This is a genomic window from Aeromonas sp. FDAARGOS 1415, assembly GCF_019048365.1.
Lineage (GTDB): Bacteria > Pseudomonadota > Gammaproteobacteria > Enterobacterales > Aeromonadaceae > Aeromonas > Aeromonas taiwanensis.
In genome coordinates this window covers 3171896-3189397 of record NZ_CP077363.1, presented here as the reverse complement: position 1 = coordinate 3189397, position 17502 = coordinate 3171896, and the positions used below count along the sequence as shown (strand labels likewise).

Genomic DNA, 17502 nt, shown 5'->3' with positions numbered 1-17502 from the left:
TCACATAAACCGGACCATCCAATCTTGGGCAGCATGTTCTCGCTGTCCAACCGTACTCATGGTTGTTCCCTCATCTTGGCAGCCTCTGCAGCCAGCACGGCCAGCATCTGCTCCTGGTGTTCTTCGATCTCGGTTTCCTGCCAGCGACCTTTCTCTTTCATCAGCCGGACCATGGCGAGCAACTTGAGGCTATCAATCTGGTTGTTGGCAAGGCTCGCTTCGAAGTGCTCCTGCTTCTGTTGGGGCTGGAAGTTACTCAGGCGCGAGTTCTTGCTGTGGCTGATGAGGCAAAGGTTGCCAAACGAATGGAGTGCACTCTGCTCGACCAATTTATAACCATCCATCGGATGCTGGGGTGAGAAGTGTTCCACCGAACTGCGGAATGTAAACTCGAAACGGCGATACAACTCCATATCACGATCTTTATCTTGATTTCGATTCGTAACCCACAGCAGGTAGTCGAGGAAATTGAAGACAAAGTTGTTCACGATATGACCGAAACGCAGTCTGGTTTTAATCACCTCATGCCAGCTCTCATCCACATTGATGGCGGGCAACAGGGCGTTATCAAGGGAGAGCATCTGGTAATAGGAAGCCCCTTCACCAGGCGCCAAAAAGCGCTGGAAGACAAAGCGGCGAGCCTGACTCTCCAGATAGGACAGATAAGCCCCAGCCTCCACCGGTTGCTCAGGGTGACAATTGTCGAACAGATATCGTAGTGCACCATTCAGCCAGTGTTTGTAAACCAGAGTCGGGGTCGACACATGAAACGCCGATAGCAACATCAAGATCCGCCGGTTCACACCATCAAACCCGCCTTCGTTCTCATCGAAGGTATTGAGGTAGCCAACGGTATAGATTTTTTGGGTATCGCCTTTTGAGTACCCACGAAGTCGTTTCAAACTCCAGCCATCTTTACGATCGTAAAATTCGCGTTTGATGATGAAGTGATCAAACAGATACTTGCTCTTTAACAGGCCATAGATAAAACGCTGAACTGCCGCCACTGGGTCCGTCTGCCCGATCACCCGCAGCTCAAACTGATCGACCAGTTGTTTATCATCGAGCGGCACCCCTTCTGTATTCATGGGGTCGCGGCTAACGAGTCGCAGCACATGGAGCAAGAAGTTGGAGAAGTTGATGACGCTGTTAAAGCGCTCGGAGCCTGCACTCTCCTCCTCCACCTTCTGCTCTCCATCGAGATTGTCATCCTGCAAAATGGCCAACAAGGTGCGCCCCTGGCCGGCGTCAATCACATCACCATCGCTTTTATCTGCAGAAGGGGGGCAATAAGAGGGTGCCAGCAGATCAAGTAGATGGGCAAAATCCCGGGGAACAAACTGACCCCAGTCTTTCTCACCGAACAGGCGATGACGCTCATCCGGGGTAAAACCGTACTGGATATAGCGCTCCATATTGGCGCAGGCATCCCATACCCGGGTAAGTACATGAAGACTTTGGCGACGCGTCTCATCCTCGGGGATCTTGTTTAGCGTCGCCATCAGCTTCGCCTTGATCACCTCATGCTTTTCCAGCTGTTCACCGCGATTGTTCATCGCTTCGAAGAAGTGATTGAGATCGGTATCCTTGGGTACCTCGATACGAGAGATCTGCACATGCGTGAAGAGGTAGTCACAAAAGGCCGTCAGTTTAGCCCCCACCAAACCAAGATCAGCCAATGCCTTGCCAATCAGTTCAAAACCGTTCACCAGACCTTCATTGAAGGCACTTCCCCGCAAGTCGTGGGGTGCCACCCCCTGCCATAAGCGCTCGAAGGTATAACGCGATACCGGGCGACTTTCAAAATCGAGGTTGACAGCACGATACCAGCTCATATCCACTTCATTTTTTGTGTGGTGTTTGAGCCAATTCGCCAGCAGAGAGAGGGTAGTAAAGCGCTGCTGGCCGTCGATCACCTCGAAGCTGCTATCGCCCCGGGCAAAGACCACCAGGGTGCCGATATAGTAGGGCTGGTGTTTATCTTTGCTGTTTCGCTTGCCCTGATAATCCAGCACATCCTGCAGCAGTTGGGTGATCTCTCCCTCGCCCCAGGCATAGTTGCGCTGGTACATGGGCACCAGATAGCGGGCGCTGTCTTCGAGCAGTGCACGGATGGAAAAGGGGAAAACGCCTGCATCACTCATAGTATTTCATCTCCCGGAACAGCCCGACCAGTTCATCTTCGGCGCCGTTGCGATTGTTCTTGTTCTCTCGACTGCTCATGCTAGGCAAAGGGAAGCCGTGCAGGTCTCCCGGCAGACGGGCATCACGAATGGCACGGATCAGATTGTGCTCCAGCACGTAGTTATCCATGGTCGCGAGTTGCACCACCTGCTGGCGAATGCGGCAGCGATAGGCCCAGATAAAGCACTTCTCGATGGCCAGTGACAGCCCCTGGCTGCCGAACTTGTCGATATAGAAGATCAGGGCGCAGTCGAACATGGCCCGCACATAACGATCCCCGGTGCGGTGGCGGCGCTCGTAGCTGCCCAGGGTCGAGAGCACCTTGCTGGCCATCGGTGTCAGCGTTTCACCAAGCAGGGTGGCAGATGGCGTTTTGCCGGAATCAGACTCCTCGGCCACGATGGCGGCCACCCGCGTCTGGTAGTACTCGGCCATCTCGAAAAAGCGCCGGCCATTGATGATCATCTGGTCGAGATGAAAGGGAAACGTCATGCGTTGACCATCTATCTTGCGCTGGTACTGGCTGTTGTACTCATCGACAAAGTGGTGCGCGATACGCAGCGACTCCACGTAAGGGAAGTGCCCCACCCGGTCGAGGTTGACCCCCTTGAAGAGATCCACCTCCCCCTTGCCAAAGTAGCGGGCCGACTTGCCCTCGGCCCACTGGCGTACCCGGTAGAGATAGAGGGCGAACAGATTGGCCAGCTTATCGCTGGGCAGGCGCTCCCAATGGGCAACCGCTTCGGCCTTGAGGTTGGCCTCATGACCGGCAAACTCGCGCAGGTGAAATGCCTTGAGCAGATCGTGAGGAGCCAGATCGCGCCCCCGGGCATTTTGTGAATCGAAGAACTGGAACGCCTCCGAGATATCCTGCAGCACAAAGCAGACTACCTGACAGCGGTTGAGCAGAAAGTCGATTTGCTGCTCGTCAAACTCAGGACGGGCCACCAGCCGGCGCAACTCCAGATAGTTGCTCCTGAGGTTGTGCTCCGAATCCCGGCTGGGAAAGCATTGGCGTGCCATAAAGACATGGATGGGCTCCCTTAAGGCAGCCAGTTGTTGCCGCAGATCCTGGCGTTGAAAGCGGGTTGCTTTTTCCTTGCTCTCGCCGCTGCGGCTTTCGTCATCCAGCACCTCGATCAGCGCCTTGACGGTCAACATCAGGGTCAGGGTACGTTGCTGACCATCGACAATATCGAGGGTCTCGCCCCGCTTGCTATCGGTGTGCTGATGAAACACCACGGAGCCCAACCGGTAGGCACTCTTGTCCTGATGGGTCGCCAGATCGGTGAAGAGGTCCGAGATATTCTTGGCGCCCCAGCGATAGGGGCGCTGATAGCTTGGGATGGCCAGTTGGGGGATGGCCAGCAACTGGCGTACCGACCTTACCTGATTATTGATGCTCTCCATCACGCCTCCTTCGGCAGCGGCAGACGGATACGGCCGGTCAGCAACTGCTGCATCATTCCCTGTTTCAGGGAGCGGGCCTTGGCCAGCTTTTGCTCCAGCGCGGCGAGCTCGCTATCCATATCGGAGAGGATGGTGGCGATTGCAGTTTGTTCTTCAAGGCAAGAGGGGACCGCTACAAACATTTTCTCAAATGTTGCTCTTTTAATACCTTGTGCTGTTGAACCTGTCGCACTTTCTGAAATGTAGGATTGAAACATATCAGACAGAAAAACTTGAATAATGAACATTGGTAAAAATTTAGAGCATTCAAGCTGAAGCAATATGGTTCTTTGGCTAAGAATGTATTTATCCTCATTAGGAATCAAAGCGGCATTCCCTAGTGGAGCCTCCATGGTAAAAACAATATCACCTTTGCTTGCATCGCCAGATGTCATCCATTTTTTATATAGTTCATCTGAGCCGAAATAGCATTCAGCTTCATAATCAATGAAACCTTTCTTTACGTTACCTGCTGATAGTGCAAGAATATTACCACCGCCCCACTCTAATCCCAGCTTCCTTGGCGTACGCCCACGATAGTCAATGATATTACTCGTAATATCTTTAAGCGTTGGGGTAATCCAATCCTCTGGAATTTGTCCCAGCTCGCTGGTTTTATAACCTTTTGGGGTGCCATCAGCGCGCAGGGCGAACTGCGGCAGGCGGGTACGGCCAGTCAACAATTGCTGCATGGCGGCGGTCTTGATGGCCTGCTTCTTGGCAATCAACTGCTCTAGCGCATCGATCAGCGCATCGCTATCTGACAGTACATTGCCAATAGCAGTTTGCTCTTTAACATCAATGGGTAAAGCAATACTGAATCGCCTTAACGTCTCAATGGTTATTTCTTGGAGTGCCGAACCATTCATAGATGAGAGCAATCTATCTGCAGAACTACGATTAGATAGATATTGTTTTATGAATTCAGACGCATAGTCTTTTTGGGGAGCAATTAGTGCAACACCCCTTGTTAAATTCGCACCAACAAGATCGCCATCGACCAAGCCGACTTCACCAACTTTACCTCTAAGAGGGATAATCAGATCACCGTCTTTCAAAATAGTTCTTCGATATGAATCACTAATTTCTTTAGTGGTAGTAATCAGGTTGTCTTTTTTTATTTTTCCGTCAGATATATCAACAACTCTTATACATGGTACACCATTAACAATTAATGGTCCGGTTTGAACGATCCCATATGATATCGGCCGAGAATGTTCTGTTATTGCTGATAAATTGGCAACAGTCCAATCCTCGGGAATAATCCCCACCTCGGTCTGCTTATAGCCTGCCGGGATCACCTTGCCTGCTGCCTCTTGCATCATCTGCTCCGTCATTATGCCCACTCCAACCCCATAGCCTTCAGATGGCGAGCAACTTTAATCTCCAATTTACAGACATCTTTGGTCAGCTGTGGCAGAGAGCGGCTATAGCGCGCCTCCAGCTCCTTGACCCGGTTAGCCAGTTGCTGGGTAACCCGCTCAATCTCGGCTTCCAGCGCGCCGCGCAGGCTCGCCTGCCACTTGTCTTCCACCAGCAGGGTTTTAATCTCGTTATCCTGCAGCTTGGGGTAGTGGGCAAATACCGCTTTATCGAGGGCGTCGCTGGCCTCTTTGTGGGCCTTCTTGGCACGGGTCTCGGCGTCGAACAGCTGCTGCGCCTGCTTGAGCACAACCAGCTCCTCCTTGTCGGTGGCGACCTTGATGCGGGCCTTGACGCTGGCGGCGGTCACCTTCTCCTTGTCGTTCATGGCATCGACCAGTCCGCCCTCTTCCCCGCTCTGCTCCTCGATAAAGCTCTCCAATGCCTGGCTCGCTTCATCCAGTGCGACTTGCAGGTTATCGAGCTCTTTTTGCTCATTGGCAAAGAAGCGGGCCACCAGCAAGGCGGGGGGGATCAGCTCGGCCTTGTACTTGGCCTTGCCAATCACCAGATCCGGGCTCTCTTTGATTTTTTCGCCCTTGTCGGCAATCAGCTCGCACAGCACCCGACCCGCTGGCCAGCCATCCTGGGATAGGACATAGAGATCGTCTTGCAGTTGGTTCTGCCAGTAGTCCATCAGCAGCTGATAGATGGCGTAGGGGTCGAGCAGCTCACCGGTCGCCTCGGCAGCGGTGCGGTAGTGCTCCAGCAGTGCTTCACTCACCTCGTCAATCAACGCCTTGGGCGAGTCACCCTTGGCAAACTCGCCGAACTGGCACTCGCTAAACCACTGGGCGAACGGCGCCAGCGCCGCCTGTTTGAAGCGGGCAAACTCCTCACAGGCCAGTATGGTGCCTTTGACCTTGGCGGCGGCTACCCGCGCCTCACTGTAGCCGGGTCGCAGCGGTGCAAACAGGGTCGCCTTGAGGGTCGGGAATACCCGCCAGTAGGGGCCAAGCGCCGCGATATCGCGCTCGGGGATGCCCCCTTGCAGGTGACCGGCCAGATCGTGCAGATCTTCCCCTTCGCTGCCATCGATATAACGCGGGATATTGAGGTTGTAGTCGTTGCGGGCGATCTCGCTAAGTGGCACCCAGCGGCTGTAACCCTCCAGGGTCAGGCCACGGGTGAAGGTGTCGACAATCTTGTGGATGTCCTGCTCGCGCAGCCGGTTCTTGTTGCCATCTTTGATAAAGCCTTTACTGGCATCGATCATAAACAGCCCTTGCTCATTGCCAGCCAGAGCATTGAAGGCCCTGGTGTGGGCGCTCTCTTTGTCGATAACGATGATGCAGGCGGGAATACCGGTGCCGTAGAAGAGGTTGGCAGGCAGACCGATGATCCCCTTGATGTAACCTTGCTTCAGCAGGTTCTCGCGAATACGCGCCTCGGCATTGCCGCGAAACAGCACGCCGTGGGGCAGGATCACCGCCCCCTTGCCGGTGCTCTTCAGGCTCTTGATGATGTGCAGCAAGAAGGCGTAATCGCCATTTTTCTCTGGCGGCACGCCCCAGACAAAGCGCTCGAACTCGTCGTGTTCGGCATCGAGACCGCTGGTCCAGTTCTTGTTGGAGAAGGGCGGGTTGGCTACGGCGAAGTCAAAGGTCTTGAGCTGGTTGTTGCCCTCCTTCCATTGGGGGGCGGCCAGGGTGTTGCCCTTCCAGATCTTGGCGGTGGGATTGTCGTGCAGGATCATGTTCATCCTCGCCAACGCACTGGTGGCGTTGTCCATCTCCTGCCCGTAGATGGTCAGCCCCTTGGGACCGGCCTCGTCGCTCGCTTTGAGCAGCAAGGAGCCCGAGCCACAGGTGGGGTCGTAGACAGTGGCATCTTGCGGGGTCTGACGGCTGATGCCGATCACCTTGGCCAGAATGCGCGACACCTCGGCCGGGGTGTAGAACTGCCCCTTGGATTTGCCCGACTCGGTGGCGAAGTGGCGCATCAGGTATTCGTAGGCATCCCCCAGCAGGTCATCCCCTTCGGTGCGGTTGGCCGACAGATCCAGCCCCTCGAAGATGGCCACCAGCTTGGAGAGGCGGTCGATCATCTCCTTGCCCTTGCCGAGTTTGTCCTCGTCGTTGAAGTCGGCAATGGTGATCACCCCTTGCAGATCGTTGGCGGTCGCCAGCGCGCTGATGATGCGGTTGATCCCCTCGCCTATCTCCTTGCTGCCCTTGAGCGTCACCATGTCGTCAAAACTCGCCCCGGCTGGTACCTCGATCATGGCGTACGGGTTGCCCTTGGCCTTGTCGGAGACGTATTTCACAAACAGCAGGGTCAGCACATAGTCCTTGTACTGGGAGGCATCCATCCCGCCGCGCAGCTCATCGCAGCCAGCCCAGAGGGAGGAGTAGAGTTCGTTCTTCTTGATAGCCATGGAAAATCCGGTCTTTGAAACGGTAAAGGTGGCGCTAAAGCAGCGTGTTAATGCGGGTTAGTGTATCCAGTTGAGATTGGGCAGACTATGGCTTGCGCCTCAGAACCGTCGTCTGATGGTGCAGTTGCCTATAAAACCCTCACTCGGATTTAAAAACGGCGGGCGGCGTGCTGCCACCATCGCAACGCAGCGTGCCTAATGAATCGCTGCGGCACAGGGTGCCATCGGAGGCATGCAAGTTGCCGAGGCTGTCTTTGCGCCAGGTGACGTTCAGGCCACTCTTGCCGTTGCTGGCGCGCACATTGCCCAGGCTATCTTGCCGATAGGTGGTGCCGTCACTGCTTCTGACATTGCCCAACGAGTCTTTACGCCAGCTGGTGCCAGAACCTGAATCCCTGACGGTGCCAAGGCTGTCGATGCGCAGCGAACCATGGCGGCCATCCTGGCATTGATAGCGGGTGTGGCCGAGGCTGTCCTTGCGGTAGGTGCAATCCCCCGCGATTCCAAGTTGGGGGAACGCCCCGAGCAAGAGAACGGCTAGACAGGGCGAGCGGAACATTGACCAAAAGCTGGGGCGGACACTCATCGCATCTCTCCTCTGGATGTGAGCTCGACTGACTATACCGAGCGGACTGTACAGGTTCGATACTGGGGTTTTGCACATGTCGTGTTTTCAGGCGGATACAGTAGCAAACTGCCCACATCCCATCACAGCTCCCCTTTGTTGCCCAAACAGGCGTTGTCGCAAGGCTTCTAAATCGTCCTTACCCGAGTGGTATGGCGTCAACTAATTTGTCAATTTCAGCCGATGCTGACCAAAGGTAATCTTATGCAACCAATTTCTTCCCGTGCACGAAGACATCAGCGCCGTCATCGAAAAAAACGAGCGCAAGCCCTTACTACAGGCCAAGGTTATCGCCCCAATATCATCTTCTTCACCGGGGCTGGCTTGTCAGCGGAAAGTGGAGTACCCACGTTCAGAGGCAAGGAGGGTATTTGGCATCACGATGAAAACTGGCGCTATTCACACGCGAGCAGCCTGGACACGGATCTGGCTGGTTTCCTGGCCTTTCACAACCAGCGGCGTCAAACCATGTTGGAAGCCTCCCCCTCGCAAGCCCACTATCTGATCGCCCAGTTACAGCCGAAATATCGTGTCGGGATCATCACCCAGAATATTGATGACTTACATGAGAGGGCCGGTAGCCATGGTGTTATTCATCTGCATGGTTCAATCCGGTTTTTGGTACCCAAAGGCTTTCGTAATTCAAAATACCGGCAGCCGTGGTACAAGGATGTAAAGATGGGCGAGTGCTGCCCATGTACCCGCTCACAATTGCGCCCTGATATCGTGCTGTTTGGTGAGACGGTTTATGAGTATCAATACGCTCGTCGCTGGCTCTGCGAGGCCGATATTGTGATAATTATAGGCACCAGTTTACTGGTTGAACCTGCATTCTCTTTGCTGCAAAACATCAACCCAGGCGCATCTGTCTATTACATCGATCCCGACCCTGGGTTGTCATCCCGACTGCCGTTTCCCGGTGAGCAGATTGTTGATGGGGCTAATCGCGGTGTTGTTCGCCTATTGCAGAAAATATGTCATGACTGATGAGTCTGTAGTGACCAAGAGGAAGCAACATGAAATTGTATCTGGACGATGAGAGAGAAACACCGGCAGGGTGCGTTCGCGTATTCTGGCCAGACGAAGCGATTGCATGGCTAAAAACAGGAGCAGTGACAGAAATTAGCCTCGACCATGACCTAGGTGATGATAATAGAGGAACAGGCTACGACGTTATTCTTTGGATAGAAAAAGAGGTAATGACCAATCACTTCATCCCACCCCTTATTCGTGTTCACTCAGCGAATGTCTCCGCACGAAGAAAAATGGAATTGGGTATTATGGCTATTAATGATTTTCTGGCTAAGCCATCACGGATCGCCCCAGATGATACAAATTGTGCTCGCTGACTCAGTGACATGAGGGAGGGCCAATTGAATAAAGCAGTAGGGGTGCATGTTAGGCTGCGGTGGATTCAACTCTGAAGCAAAACCCTACCCTAAAGGCAACCAAGGAGATAGAACGAGCACTTCCGCCATTGAAATTTACATATCATGACCATGAGTCATATTGATACACGACCATTTTCATTGCTTTTATAATATACGAAAACAGTTTTAAAGTTCATTTTTATAGTATGAGCATGGCGACTTGCTTTTATATATCACAAAAGCAAGCCGCCTAAGAACAGAGCAAATTGACACATTCACCAATGATGTTTAACCTCCTAAAAAACAGGAGGCTATATGAATAAGAATGAACCAGCACTAATAAAAACCAAAGCACTATTAAAACAACTTGGCATATCCAGATCGACTCTGTACAGGTGGATTAAAGAACACAAGTTTCCACCGCCACACAATAAAGGTTTTTATTCTACCGCAGAGGTCAGTAGTTGGATATCAAGGGGAAATCGCTCATCTTAGATGATGAATTACACCACTATTTTATGACTCCATTATATTTACATTTCCTGAAAGGATTTCACTGCCTCCATTAATTTTTTATCCCATAACTCATATGCCTCACGTTGCTCATTGGTCCAATCATGAAGATTGTAGATGGCCATGACACCGGCCATCCTGTGACCAAGCATTTTCTCGGTTACCTGTGGCATGATGCGCTCTTCCGATAGACGCGTACTCAGCGTCCGACGCATATCGTGCATACGCCAATACGGAAGATCCAGTTTATCTCGCACCCGCTCTGCAAGCTGGATAAGAGACGCACTACTTAATGACATTTTTGGATTCACAGGTGAGCGACATACTGGGCCGCCCTTTAGCCGAGATTTCGCCGCCGCTTCTTGCAACAACATCATCACCCGGGTAGGAATAGGCCGACGTATTGGCGCCCCGCTTTTGGCTCGAGCAGCGGGAACCGTCCAAATTTGCTCCTCCAGATTAAACTCACTCCACTGCGCCCCCAATGCCTCGCCACTGCGACAGCCCAGCAGGATCACCAGTTTGGCGGCCAATTTTAATCCGCAGCTGGCCCTGCTCTGTTCAAATGCAATCCAAATCTGAGCGAGTTCACGCATGGTCAGCACACGAGTACCTCTCTCAGGTTGAGAACCCACATCCTCCGTGCGTAATTGCAACACCGGGGAGCCGCCAATGAGATTACGCCGAATACAAAAACTAAGAATGGACTTTAACCTGCGTAATAAATGACCGGCATTTTTGGGCTTTTTCTTGCCAATTTTATCAAACCACTCCAGCCAGCTGGAAAACGGGATCTGTTCAACCGGAATACCAATAAACAGAGGTTCGAAATAGCGCTGCATGGTATGCTCATAGAGCATGACCGTACGAGGCCGCAGCTTGGGCAGATGGTGCTCACGAAAATGCTCGCAGCACTGTTTAAGTGTGACATCATGCTTCTGGTGGAGCTTATCCCAGAAAACTCTGGGATGTTCATTACGCTCAAGTGCACCACGGATAGCAGGAATCAAAGCCCTGGCATCAGCGAGTTTAAGGTCGGGATAGCGTCCAATTTTGAGTCTCGCCGCTTTTCCTTGCCAGCGATAGCGATATTGCCATGAGATGGTGCCACGCTCGGTGACCCGAGCTGACAATCCATCACGATCTGACAATTCCGTCTTACCAAAGTAGGGCTTACCATACAGGGCACGTAGCTTCGCATCAGTAAGTGGCATATGACTCTCCTGTGATTGGCCATCTGATTTTTCACTGACACATTAACGCGCCCAGACGTGTACACAGATACGTACCAAACTGGTCTGAAACGGACTGAATCAAGATCGGACAAAGTGAGACAATCTGAGATAACACTCCGTATAACGACTTGTTTTTCAAGCATATAAACACAATTCAGAACCACGAAATGAGCCAGCAGACAAAGCCTACCTTCTATTTCCACGACTACGAAACCTTCGGCATCAGCCCGGCCAGAGACAGACCGGCGCAGTTCGCGGGCATTCGCACCGACGCGGATTTCAACGTCATCGGCGAGCCGCTGGTCATCTACTGCAAGCCGCCGGCGGACTATCTGCCGGAGCCGGAGGCCTGTCTCATCACCGGTATCACGCCGCAGAAGGCGATGAAGGACGGGCTGTGCGAGGCGGATTTCATCCGCCAGATCCACGGGGAGTTCGCCACCCCGGGTACTTGTGTGCTCGGCTACAACAGCATCCGTTTCGATGACGAGGTGACCCGCTATACCCTGTATCGCAACTTCTACGACCCCTACGCCTACGCCTGGCAGAACGGCAACTCCCGCTGGGACATCCTCGACATGCTGCGGGCCTGCTATGCCCTGCGCCCTGAGGGGATAGAGTGGGCCTTTGACGAGGAGGGCAAGCCGAGTTTCAGGCTGGAGAAGCTCACCGTCGCCAACGGCGTATCTCACGCCAACGCCCACGATGCGCTCTCCGACGTCCTGGCCACCATAGAGATGGCCAAACTGGTGAAAAAGGCCCAGCCCAAGCTGTTCGGGTATCTGTTTGACCTTCGCAACAAGAACAAGGTCAAGGCGCTCATCGACGTGGTGACCATGAAACCCCTGGTGCACGTCTCCGGCATGTTCTCCCCCTGGCAGGGCTGCGCAAGCTGGGTGTCACCGCTGGCCTGGCACCCCACCAACCAGAACGCGGTGATCATGGTGGATCTCACCCGCGACCCCACCCCGCTCATCGAGCTGTCCTGCGAGGAGATCAGAGAGCGCCTCTACACCAAAAAAGAGGAGCTGGGGGATCTGGCGGGCATTCCGGTGAAGCTGGTGCACATCAACAAGTGCCCCGTGCTGGCCCCGGCGGCCACCCTGACGGCGGAGCGCGCCGACGAGCTCGGCATCAATCGGGAGCAGTGCCGCAAGAGCCTGGATCTGCTGCGCGCCCACCCCGAGGTGCGGGAAAAGCTGGTGGAGGTGTTCAACCAGGAGTTTGCGGGCAACAACGAGAGCGACCCCGATACCCAGCTCTACGCCGGTTTCTTCGGTCACGGCGACAAGGCCACCATGGATCTGGTGCGCGCCACGCCGCCGGATCTGCTGGGGGAGCGGGAGTTTGCCTTCAGTGACCCCCGTCTGCCCGAGATGCTGTTCCGCTACCGTGCCCGCAACTGGCCCCACACCCTGAGCGAGGCGGAGCAGAAGCGCTGGCGCCTGCACTGCAGCGACTACTTCAGCAGCCGCCTGCCCGACTACGCTCCCCGCCTCGAGGCGCTGGCAGAGCAGAATCAGGGTAACGAACGAAACTTTGCGATTCTAAAGAGTCTCTACCACTACCTGGAAGATCTGTGAGATGTGAGCCGTTTCACAGTTAAACTCCTGTGCCCGCCCCGCGGGCACGACATAATGAGCAGGGAGCCTATGCTCCTGATAGTTTGATAATTATTCGCGCTATCGGCATGGATGCCGTGCTCTCGACTGTTGGGGATCTCTCGTCTTATGCGTTTAGCACTGCCTGCTGTCATGCTTGCCGCCGCTGCCTTGCTGCCTTCGCTCGCCCAGGCCGGTGTGCGTTTCGAGGTGCCGGACTATCTGCTGCGTCTGCCGGAGCAGACCTATCAGCTCATCGAACGCAATTTCAACACCCTCTACCAGCAGACCGACTTCACCCCCCAGATCACCAACAGTTACTTCAACCACTCGGATCTCTACCGCTTCGCCGGCATCCCCCTCGCCATCACGCCGCAGAACGGCTTCCAGATGGAGGTGTTCGGCCAGCTCTACAACAAGTCGTCCCAGATCTATGCCCAGATGAGCCAGGATCTCTCCCTCTACCGCACCCTGCGGGTCGACATGATGGGGGATCAGAGCGATGCCATCGCCATCGGCATGGGGCTCGGCATTCCCCTCAGCAACCGCCTGACCGTCAAGGCGCTGGCCTCCAGCAACGAGATACCGGGCTACGGCTCCGCCAACTACGCCGTCGGCGTGGAGTGGCACTTCTAACGAAGCACGCCCAGCTAGCTCCCTGCATACGACAAGGCTCCCGATGGGAGCCTTGTCGTTTTTGGCGAGGGAGGATCAACCGTAGCGGATCACTCGCCCCTGGCCCGCCTGCAGCACCAGCGCCTCTCCCAGGGGGGCGTCATTCCAGAAATCCGCGCCCCCCGCCGGCAGCGCGACCCGGGCCTCCTGCTCGCCCCAATTGAACAGGCAGAGCAACTCGCCGCCCCCGGGCAGGGCCACCCGCCCGCGCGCAAAGCCCATGTCGTCGAAGCGGGCCGCCGGGGCACGCCCCTCGCACAGGGCCAGCAGCTTGCGCAGCCTCCCGCCCTGACTCTCGTCCAGATCCTGCAGCCTGTCGCCGGCCAGCACCATGCCCCCGCTCGCCACCAGGGCGGCCAGGTGGAAGTCGTAGTCCGCGCGGCTGGCGTGCTGGCCAGGAATATCCCGCAGGCAGACGCAGTCGGGATCCAGCGCCCAGAGCCGGTCGTTCTGCCAGGCACGGCAGAACGCTTCCCTCGCTATCTGGCGAAAACGCGGGCCATGGCGCTCCACGTCATCGCTCACCCGCATGCCATGCACCAGGCCGAGGCTCGGCCAGATGGGCGCGTTGCAACCGAGCAGGAAGACCCCCTTCCCGGCACCGCGCAGGATGGCGGCCATGCCCCGGCGATAGGCCTCCACCCGGGTGGCGTCAGGGTCGTGGAAGCGGCCGCCGTGGATGGCCCCCCAGAAGTTGGCGTCCAGCTTGAAGTAGTGGATGCCCCACTGCTCGCGCAGGGTACGGAACAGCTGCTCGAAGTGCGCCTGCACCTCGGGGTGGGTACCGTCCAGCACGTACCAGGGGGTGCAGCGCCAGCCGCCATAGGTGACCCGCTCCGAGGGGAGCGGCAGGCCGTCCTCCCCCTTTACGAACCACTCCGGGTGCTGCTGGAACACTTGCGAGCCGGGCTCGGCGATAAAGGGGGCGACCCAGAGCGCGGGCTCGCAGCCGGCGGTGCGGATCTCCCGGGCAAGGGCCGCCACCCCCTCCTCGAACTTGGGAGACGGGGTGAGCCAGTCCCCCATCCTGGCCTGATAGCCGTCGTCTATCTGCACGTAGCGCAGGACGGGGAAGCGCTCGGCCCGCACCGCCAGGTTTTCGCGAATGTCGTCCGCGCTCACCTGGGCATAGTAGTGATACCAGGAGCACCAGCCGCTCGGACGCGCCGCCATCTGGTCCACCAGGGTGCCGTGCTCCCTCTCGATGAGGCGGGCCAGTTCGGCCAGCAGGGCCTCCCTGTCTGGCCCCTCCAGGCAGATCAGCGCCTCGCTCTGCCAGTGCGCCTGTGGTGCCAGCACCCGCCCCTCGGTGTTCATCACTATGGCCAGGCGACCATCCGGGTAGAGGCGAAACTCGCCGCCAAAGCGGTGGCAGCTCGCAAACGCCAGGAGCAGCCAGCCCCCCTCCTGTTCCACCAGCAAGAGGTTGTGGACGGTGTGATAGCCCTCGTCCTCGGTGATGCGATAGACACCGGCATCGGGGCAGCGCCCCACCGGCTGCGGCGATTGCCAGCTGCCCATGGTCTGGGCCAGCATCTGGAACCCCTCGCCATAGATGGCGGCGGCGGGCGAGAGGCCGAGAACCCCCTCGAACAGCCGCCAGTGGTGTACCGGCGCTGGTGTGCTCCCGGTGTTGTCGAGCCTCACCCGGCACAGGGGGCCGTCCCACTGGCGGGTCTGCAGCAGCTGGGGAGAGAGGGCGGGATCGGCGGGCAGCTGGCGCAGCCTGGCCAGGAGAGAGGGGTACGACATGGGATCTCCTACTTGTGGGGGAACGACGGGAAGCGCCATTGTATCCCCTGCGGGCCAGTTGACCCTGTTCCGTGCCCCCCGTGCCTGTTAAACTGCGACCTCGCTCACAGTTGCCAAGATGAGGCCCCCGTGCTGCTCCGACGCACTCTGCTCTACCTTCGTGATTTTCTGGTCATCATCGCCTGCCTGCTGGCGGGCAAGGCCCTGGCCGCCATCCTGCCTTTCGCCTTCCCCGGCAGCATCCTCGGCATGCTGCTGCTGTTCGTGCTGCTCTCCCTGCAGCTGATCCGTTTCTCCTGGGTCGAGCTGGGGGGCGGCCTGCTGCTGCGCCACATGGGGGTGCTGTTCGTGCCGGTGGCGGTCGGCCTGGTGGCCTGGCTCGAGCCCCTGCGCCAATCCTTCGGCCTCATCATGCTCTGCGTCGTGCTCGGCATCGTGCTCATTCTGGGTGCGGTCGGCCACCTCTATCAAAGGATGAACAAGCCATGATGTTCTGGTTTGCCCTGCCCCTGACCCTGACGCTCTATTTCATGACCCGGGCCCTCTATCGTCGCCTGCCCTGGCCCGTCATCAACCCCGTGCTGATCCCCACCGCCGCCATCATCGGCCTGCTGCTCTGGCTGGATCTGCCGCTGGATCAGTACCAAGGGGGCACTGCCCCCCTCACCGCCCTGCTGGAGCCGGCCGTGGTGGCCCTGGCCCTGCCCCTCTACCAGCAGGCGCGCCAGATCCGGGACAAGCTCAAGCCTATTCTGATCTGCACCCTCAGCGCGGTGTTCATCTCGGTCTGCACCACCCTGGGCATAGGGCACCTGATGGGGGCGGATCCGGCCCTGCTGGCCTCCATCGCCACCAAATCCATCACCACCCCGCTCGCCATGAGCGTCAGCCAGTCCCTCGGCGGCATTCCCGCCATCGCCGCCGCCGTGGTGGTGGTGGTGGGGATCCTGGGGGCCCTGGTGGGCTTTCCCCTGCTACGGCTGATGCGGGTGACCGACCCCGAAGCCCAGGGGCTCGCCATGGGGGCCTGCGCCCACGCCATCGGCACCGCCGCCTCCGCCGAACAGGGGATCACCCAGGGGGCCTTCTCGTCGCTCGCCATGGTGGTGTGCGGCGTGCTGACCGCCGCCGTCGCCCCCCTGCTGTTCGCCCTCTACCACTGGCTGACCTGAGCCTCGGCACACCCGGCCATGGCCCTCTGGGCCATGGCACCTTCCTTCCCTCTTCAATCATACCCAGGCGACACCGACGGTCCCGTCACGCTGCGAGCCCGCGCACAGATTGCGAAAGACAAACGTTTCCTTTACCATCCCCGGCCCTTTGCCCATCAAGGCGTGAGCGCGCTCACACATTTCACCGCGCTTGCTCCCTACAATGGCCCCCCAATTGGCCTTTGAGGACACAGTATGCATCCCCGCTTTGCCAAGCCATTCGAGACCCTTTCTGCCCCACTCCAGGACGCCCTGCGCCCCATGCTGGGGGACGATTTCCAGGCCCGTTTCACCCCCGCACAGGTGGCGACCCTGAAAGCCGCCACCGGGCTGGATGACAGGGCCCTGCGCCTGGCCCTGCTGCCGCTGGCGGCCGCCTGCTCGGTCGCCCCCATCTCCAAATTCTTCGTCGGTGCCATCGCCTGCGGCCTGAGCGGCACCTGGTACTTTGGCGCCAATATGGAGTTCGCAGGCCAGGGGCTGTTCCACTCGGTGCACGCCGAGCAGTCCGCCATCTCCAACGCCTGGCTCGACGGCGAGACCGGGATCTCCGAGATCACCGTGAACTACACCCCCTGCGGCCACTGCCGCCAGTTCATGAACGAGCTGAGCACCGCCAAGACGCTCAAGGTCTCCCTGCCGGACGACCTGAGCGAGCTGCAGGCCTTCCTGCCTCACTCCTTCGGCCCCGCCGATCTCGAGATCACGGACGCCCTGATGAGCCCGCAGGCCCACGACGAGCTGGTGCTCGAGAGCGACGATCCCCTGTGGCAGGCCGCCCTCGCCGCCGCCCGCCAGAGCTATGCCCCCTACAGTCAGGGCTATGCCGCGGTGGCGCTGCAGTTCGAAGATGGCCGCATTTTCTGCGGTCGCTACGCCGAGAACGCCGCCTTCAACCCGAGCCTCCCCCCCATGCAGATGGCCTGCGCCCATGCGGTGCTGAATGGCGAGGATCTCGCCACCGTCCGCCGCGCCGTGCTGCTGGAGAGCAAGGATGGCCAGATCAGCCAACGGGACTCCGCCCAGTCCACCCTGAGGGCCCTGGGCTCGGTCGAACTGGAATACAACGCCGTCTAACGCCGTGCAAC

15 protein-coding genes are annotated in these 17502 nt (G+C 57.4%); 8 read left to right on the top strand and 7 right to left on the bottom strand.

What is annotated here, in order from left to right; genetic code table 11:
- Positions 1-56: 56 nt before the first annotated feature.
- The 5 genes from I6L45_RS15035 to I6L45_RS15015 all read right to left on the bottom strand — a co-directional run bounded on the left by I6L45_RS15035 (position 57) and on the right by I6L45_RS15015 (position 8018).
- The gene (locus I6L45_RS15035; protein ID WP_216982503.1) at positions 57-2144 is read right to left on the bottom strand and encodes a DUF262 domain-containing protein; all 2088 of its coding nucleotides are present in this window, start codon (positions 2142-2144) and stop codon (positions 57-59) included.
- Positions 2137-3594: a DUF262 domain-containing protein gene (locus I6L45_RS15030; protein ID WP_216982502.1), complete on the bottom strand. Its 1458-nt coding sequence runs from the start codon at positions 3592-3594 to the stop codon at positions 2137-2139. Before I6L45_RS15030 ends, I6L45_RS15035 begins: the two co-directional genes overlap by 8 nt.
- Positions 3594-4970 (bottom strand): restriction endonuclease subunit S, encoded by a 1377-nt coding sequence (locus I6L45_RS15025; RefSeq protein WP_216982501.1) that lies wholly within the window; start codon positions 4968-4970, stop codon positions 3594-3596. Before I6L45_RS15025 ends, I6L45_RS15030 begins: the two co-directional genes overlap by 1 nt.
- Positions 4970-7432: a class I SAM-dependent DNA methyltransferase gene (locus I6L45_RS15020; RefSeq protein ID WP_216982500.1), complete on the bottom strand. Its 2463-nt coding sequence runs from the start codon at positions 7430-7432 to the stop codon at positions 4970-4972. The genes I6L45_RS15025 and I6L45_RS15020 overlap by 1 nt, the downstream gene beginning before the upstream one ends.
- 139 nt (positions 7433-7571) lie before the next feature.
- On the bottom strand, positions 7572-8018 hold the full coding sequence (locus tag I6L45_RS15015) for a hypothetical protein (RefSeq protein ID WP_254204332.1): 447 nt from the start codon (positions 8016-8018) through the stop codon (positions 7572-7574).
- 243 nt (positions 8019-8261) lie between these two features.
- On the opposite strand from I6L45_RS15015, the gene I6L45_RS15010 reads away from it, so the two are divergent.
- The 3 genes from I6L45_RS15010 (at position 8262) to I6L45_RS20195 (ending at position 9922) form a co-directional block, all read left to right on the top strand.
- The gene (locus I6L45_RS15010; RefSeq protein WP_216982499.1) at positions 8262-9044 is read left to right on the top strand and encodes a Sir2 family NAD-dependent protein deacetylase; all 783 of its coding nucleotides are present in this window, start codon (positions 8262-8264) and stop codon (positions 9042-9044) included.
- 29 nt (positions 9045-9073) lie between these two features.
- The gene (locus I6L45_RS15005; protein WP_216982498.1) at positions 9074-9406 is read left to right on the top strand and encodes a cyclic-phosphate processing receiver domain-containing protein; all 333 of its coding nucleotides are present in this window, start codon (positions 9074-9076) and stop codon (positions 9404-9406) included.
- Between the two features lie 336 nt (positions 9407-9742).
- A complete protein-coding gene (locus I6L45_RS20195; protein ID WP_216982497.1) occupies positions 9743-9922 on the top strand; it encodes an AlpA family transcriptional regulator in 180 nt (59 codons plus the stop codon).
- 38 nt (positions 9923-9960) lie between these two features.
- Here the strand turns inward: I6L45_RS20195 and I6L45_RS14995 are convergent, their stop codons facing one another.
- Positions 9961-11154, bottom strand: a complete 1194-nt coding sequence (locus I6L45_RS14995) for a site-specific integrase (protein ID WP_216982496.1) — start codon at positions 11152-11154, stop codon at positions 9961-9963.
- Between the two features lie 188 nt (positions 11155-11342).
- Between I6L45_RS14995 and sbcB the strand changes: the two genes are divergently transcribed.
- The gene (gene sbcB, locus I6L45_RS14990; RefSeq protein ID WP_216982495.1) at positions 11343-12758 is read left to right on the top strand and encodes an exodeoxyribonuclease I; all 1416 of its coding nucleotides are present in this window, start codon (positions 11343-11345) and stop codon (positions 12756-12758) included.
- 171 nt (positions 12759-12929) lie between these two features.
- A complete protein-coding gene (locus tag I6L45_RS14985) occupies positions 12930-13412 on the top strand; it encodes a hypothetical protein (protein WP_245155493.1) in 483 nt (160 codons plus the stop codon).
- A 75-nt stretch (positions 13413-13487) separates the two neighbouring features.
- Here I6L45_RS14985 and I6L45_RS14980 read toward each other — a convergent pair whose 3' ends face one another.
- Entirely contained in the window at positions 13488-15203 is a 1716-nt protein-coding gene (locus tag I6L45_RS14980) for a glycoside hydrolase family 36 protein (RefSeq protein ID WP_216982494.1), read from the bottom strand.
- Positions 15204-15332: 129 nt separating this feature from the next.
- On the opposite strand from I6L45_RS14980, the gene I6L45_RS14975 reads away from it, so the two are divergent.
- The 3 genes from I6L45_RS14975 to cdd all read left to right on the top strand — a co-directional run bounded on the left by I6L45_RS14975 (position 15333) and on the right by cdd (position 17491).
- Positions 15333-15692, top strand: coding sequence for a CidA/LrgA family protein (locus I6L45_RS14975; RefSeq protein ID WP_216982493.1), 360 nt, complete (start codon positions 15333-15335; stop codon positions 15690-15692).
- The gene (locus I6L45_RS14970; RefSeq protein ID WP_210548496.1) at positions 15689-16375 is read left to right on the top strand and encodes an LrgB family protein; all 687 of its coding nucleotides are present in this window, start codon (positions 15689-15691) and stop codon (positions 16373-16375) included. The genes I6L45_RS14975 and I6L45_RS14970 overlap by 4 nt, the downstream gene beginning before the upstream one ends.
- Positions 16376-16609: 234 nt before the next feature.
- The gene (cdd, locus tag I6L45_RS14965; protein ID WP_216982492.1) at positions 16610-17491 is read left to right on the top strand and encodes a cytidine deaminase; all 882 of its coding nucleotides are present in this window, start codon (positions 16610-16612) and stop codon (positions 17489-17491) included.
- Positions 17492-17502: the final 11 nt, after the last annotated feature.

What these genes read in the sequence shown, in the direction of transcription:
- I6L45_RS15035 (WP_216982503.1), bottom strand. Translation starts at nt 2,144, where the DNA reads ATGAGTGATGCAGGCGTTTTCCCCTTTTCCATCCGTGCACTGCTCGAA.
- I6L45_RS15030 (WP_216982502.1), bottom strand. Translation starts at nt 3,594, where the DNA reads ATGGAGAGCATCAATAATCAGGTAAGGTCGGTACGCCAGTTGCTGGCC.
- I6L45_RS15025 (WP_216982501.1), bottom strand. Translation starts at nt 4,970, where the DNA reads ATGACGGAGCAGATGATGCAAGAGGCAGCAGGCAAGGTGATCCCGGCA.
- I6L45_RS15020 (WP_216982500.1), bottom strand. Translation starts at nt 7,432, where the DNA reads ATGGCTATCAAGAAGAACGAACTCTACTCCTCCCTCTGGGCTGGCTGC.
- I6L45_RS15015 (WP_254204332.1), bottom strand. Translation starts at nt 8,018, where the DNA reads ATGAGTGTCCGCCCCAGCTTTTGGTCAATGTTCCGCTCGCCCTGTCTA.
- I6L45_RS15010 (WP_216982499.1), top strand. Translation starts at nt 8,262, where the DNA reads ATGCAACCAATTTCTTCCCGTGCACGAAGACATCAGCGCCGTCATCGA.
- I6L45_RS15005 (WP_216982498.1), top strand. Translation starts at nt 9,074, where the DNA reads ATGAAATTGTATCTGGACGATGAGAGAGAAACACCGGCAGGGTGCGTT.
- I6L45_RS20195 (WP_216982497.1), top strand. Translation starts at nt 9,743, where the DNA reads ATGAATAAGAATGAACCAGCACTAATAAAAACCAAAGCACTATTAAAA.
- I6L45_RS14995 (WP_216982496.1), bottom strand. Translation starts at nt 11,154, where the DNA reads ATGCCACTTACTGATGCGAAGCTACGTGCCCTGTATGGTAAGCCCTAC.
- sbcB (WP_216982495.1), top strand. Translation starts at nt 11,343, where the DNA reads ATGAGCCAGCAGACAAAGCCTACCTTCTATTTCCACGACTACGAAACC.
- I6L45_RS14985 (WP_245155493.1), top strand. Translation starts at nt 12,930, where the DNA reads ATGCTTGCCGCCGCTGCCTTGCTGCCTTCGCTCGCCCAGGCCGGTGTG.
- I6L45_RS14980 (WP_216982494.1), bottom strand. Translation starts at nt 15,203, where the DNA reads ATGTCGTACCCCTCTCTCCTGGCCAGGCTGCGCCAGCTGCCCGCCGAT.
- I6L45_RS14970 (WP_210548496.1), top strand. Translation starts at nt 15,689, where the DNA reads ATGATGTTCTGGTTTGCCCTGCCCCTGACCCTGACGCTCTATTTCATG.
- cdd (WP_216982492.1), top strand. Translation starts at nt 16,610, where the DNA reads ATGCATCCCCGCTTTGCCAAGCCATTCGAGACCCTTTCTGCCCCACTC.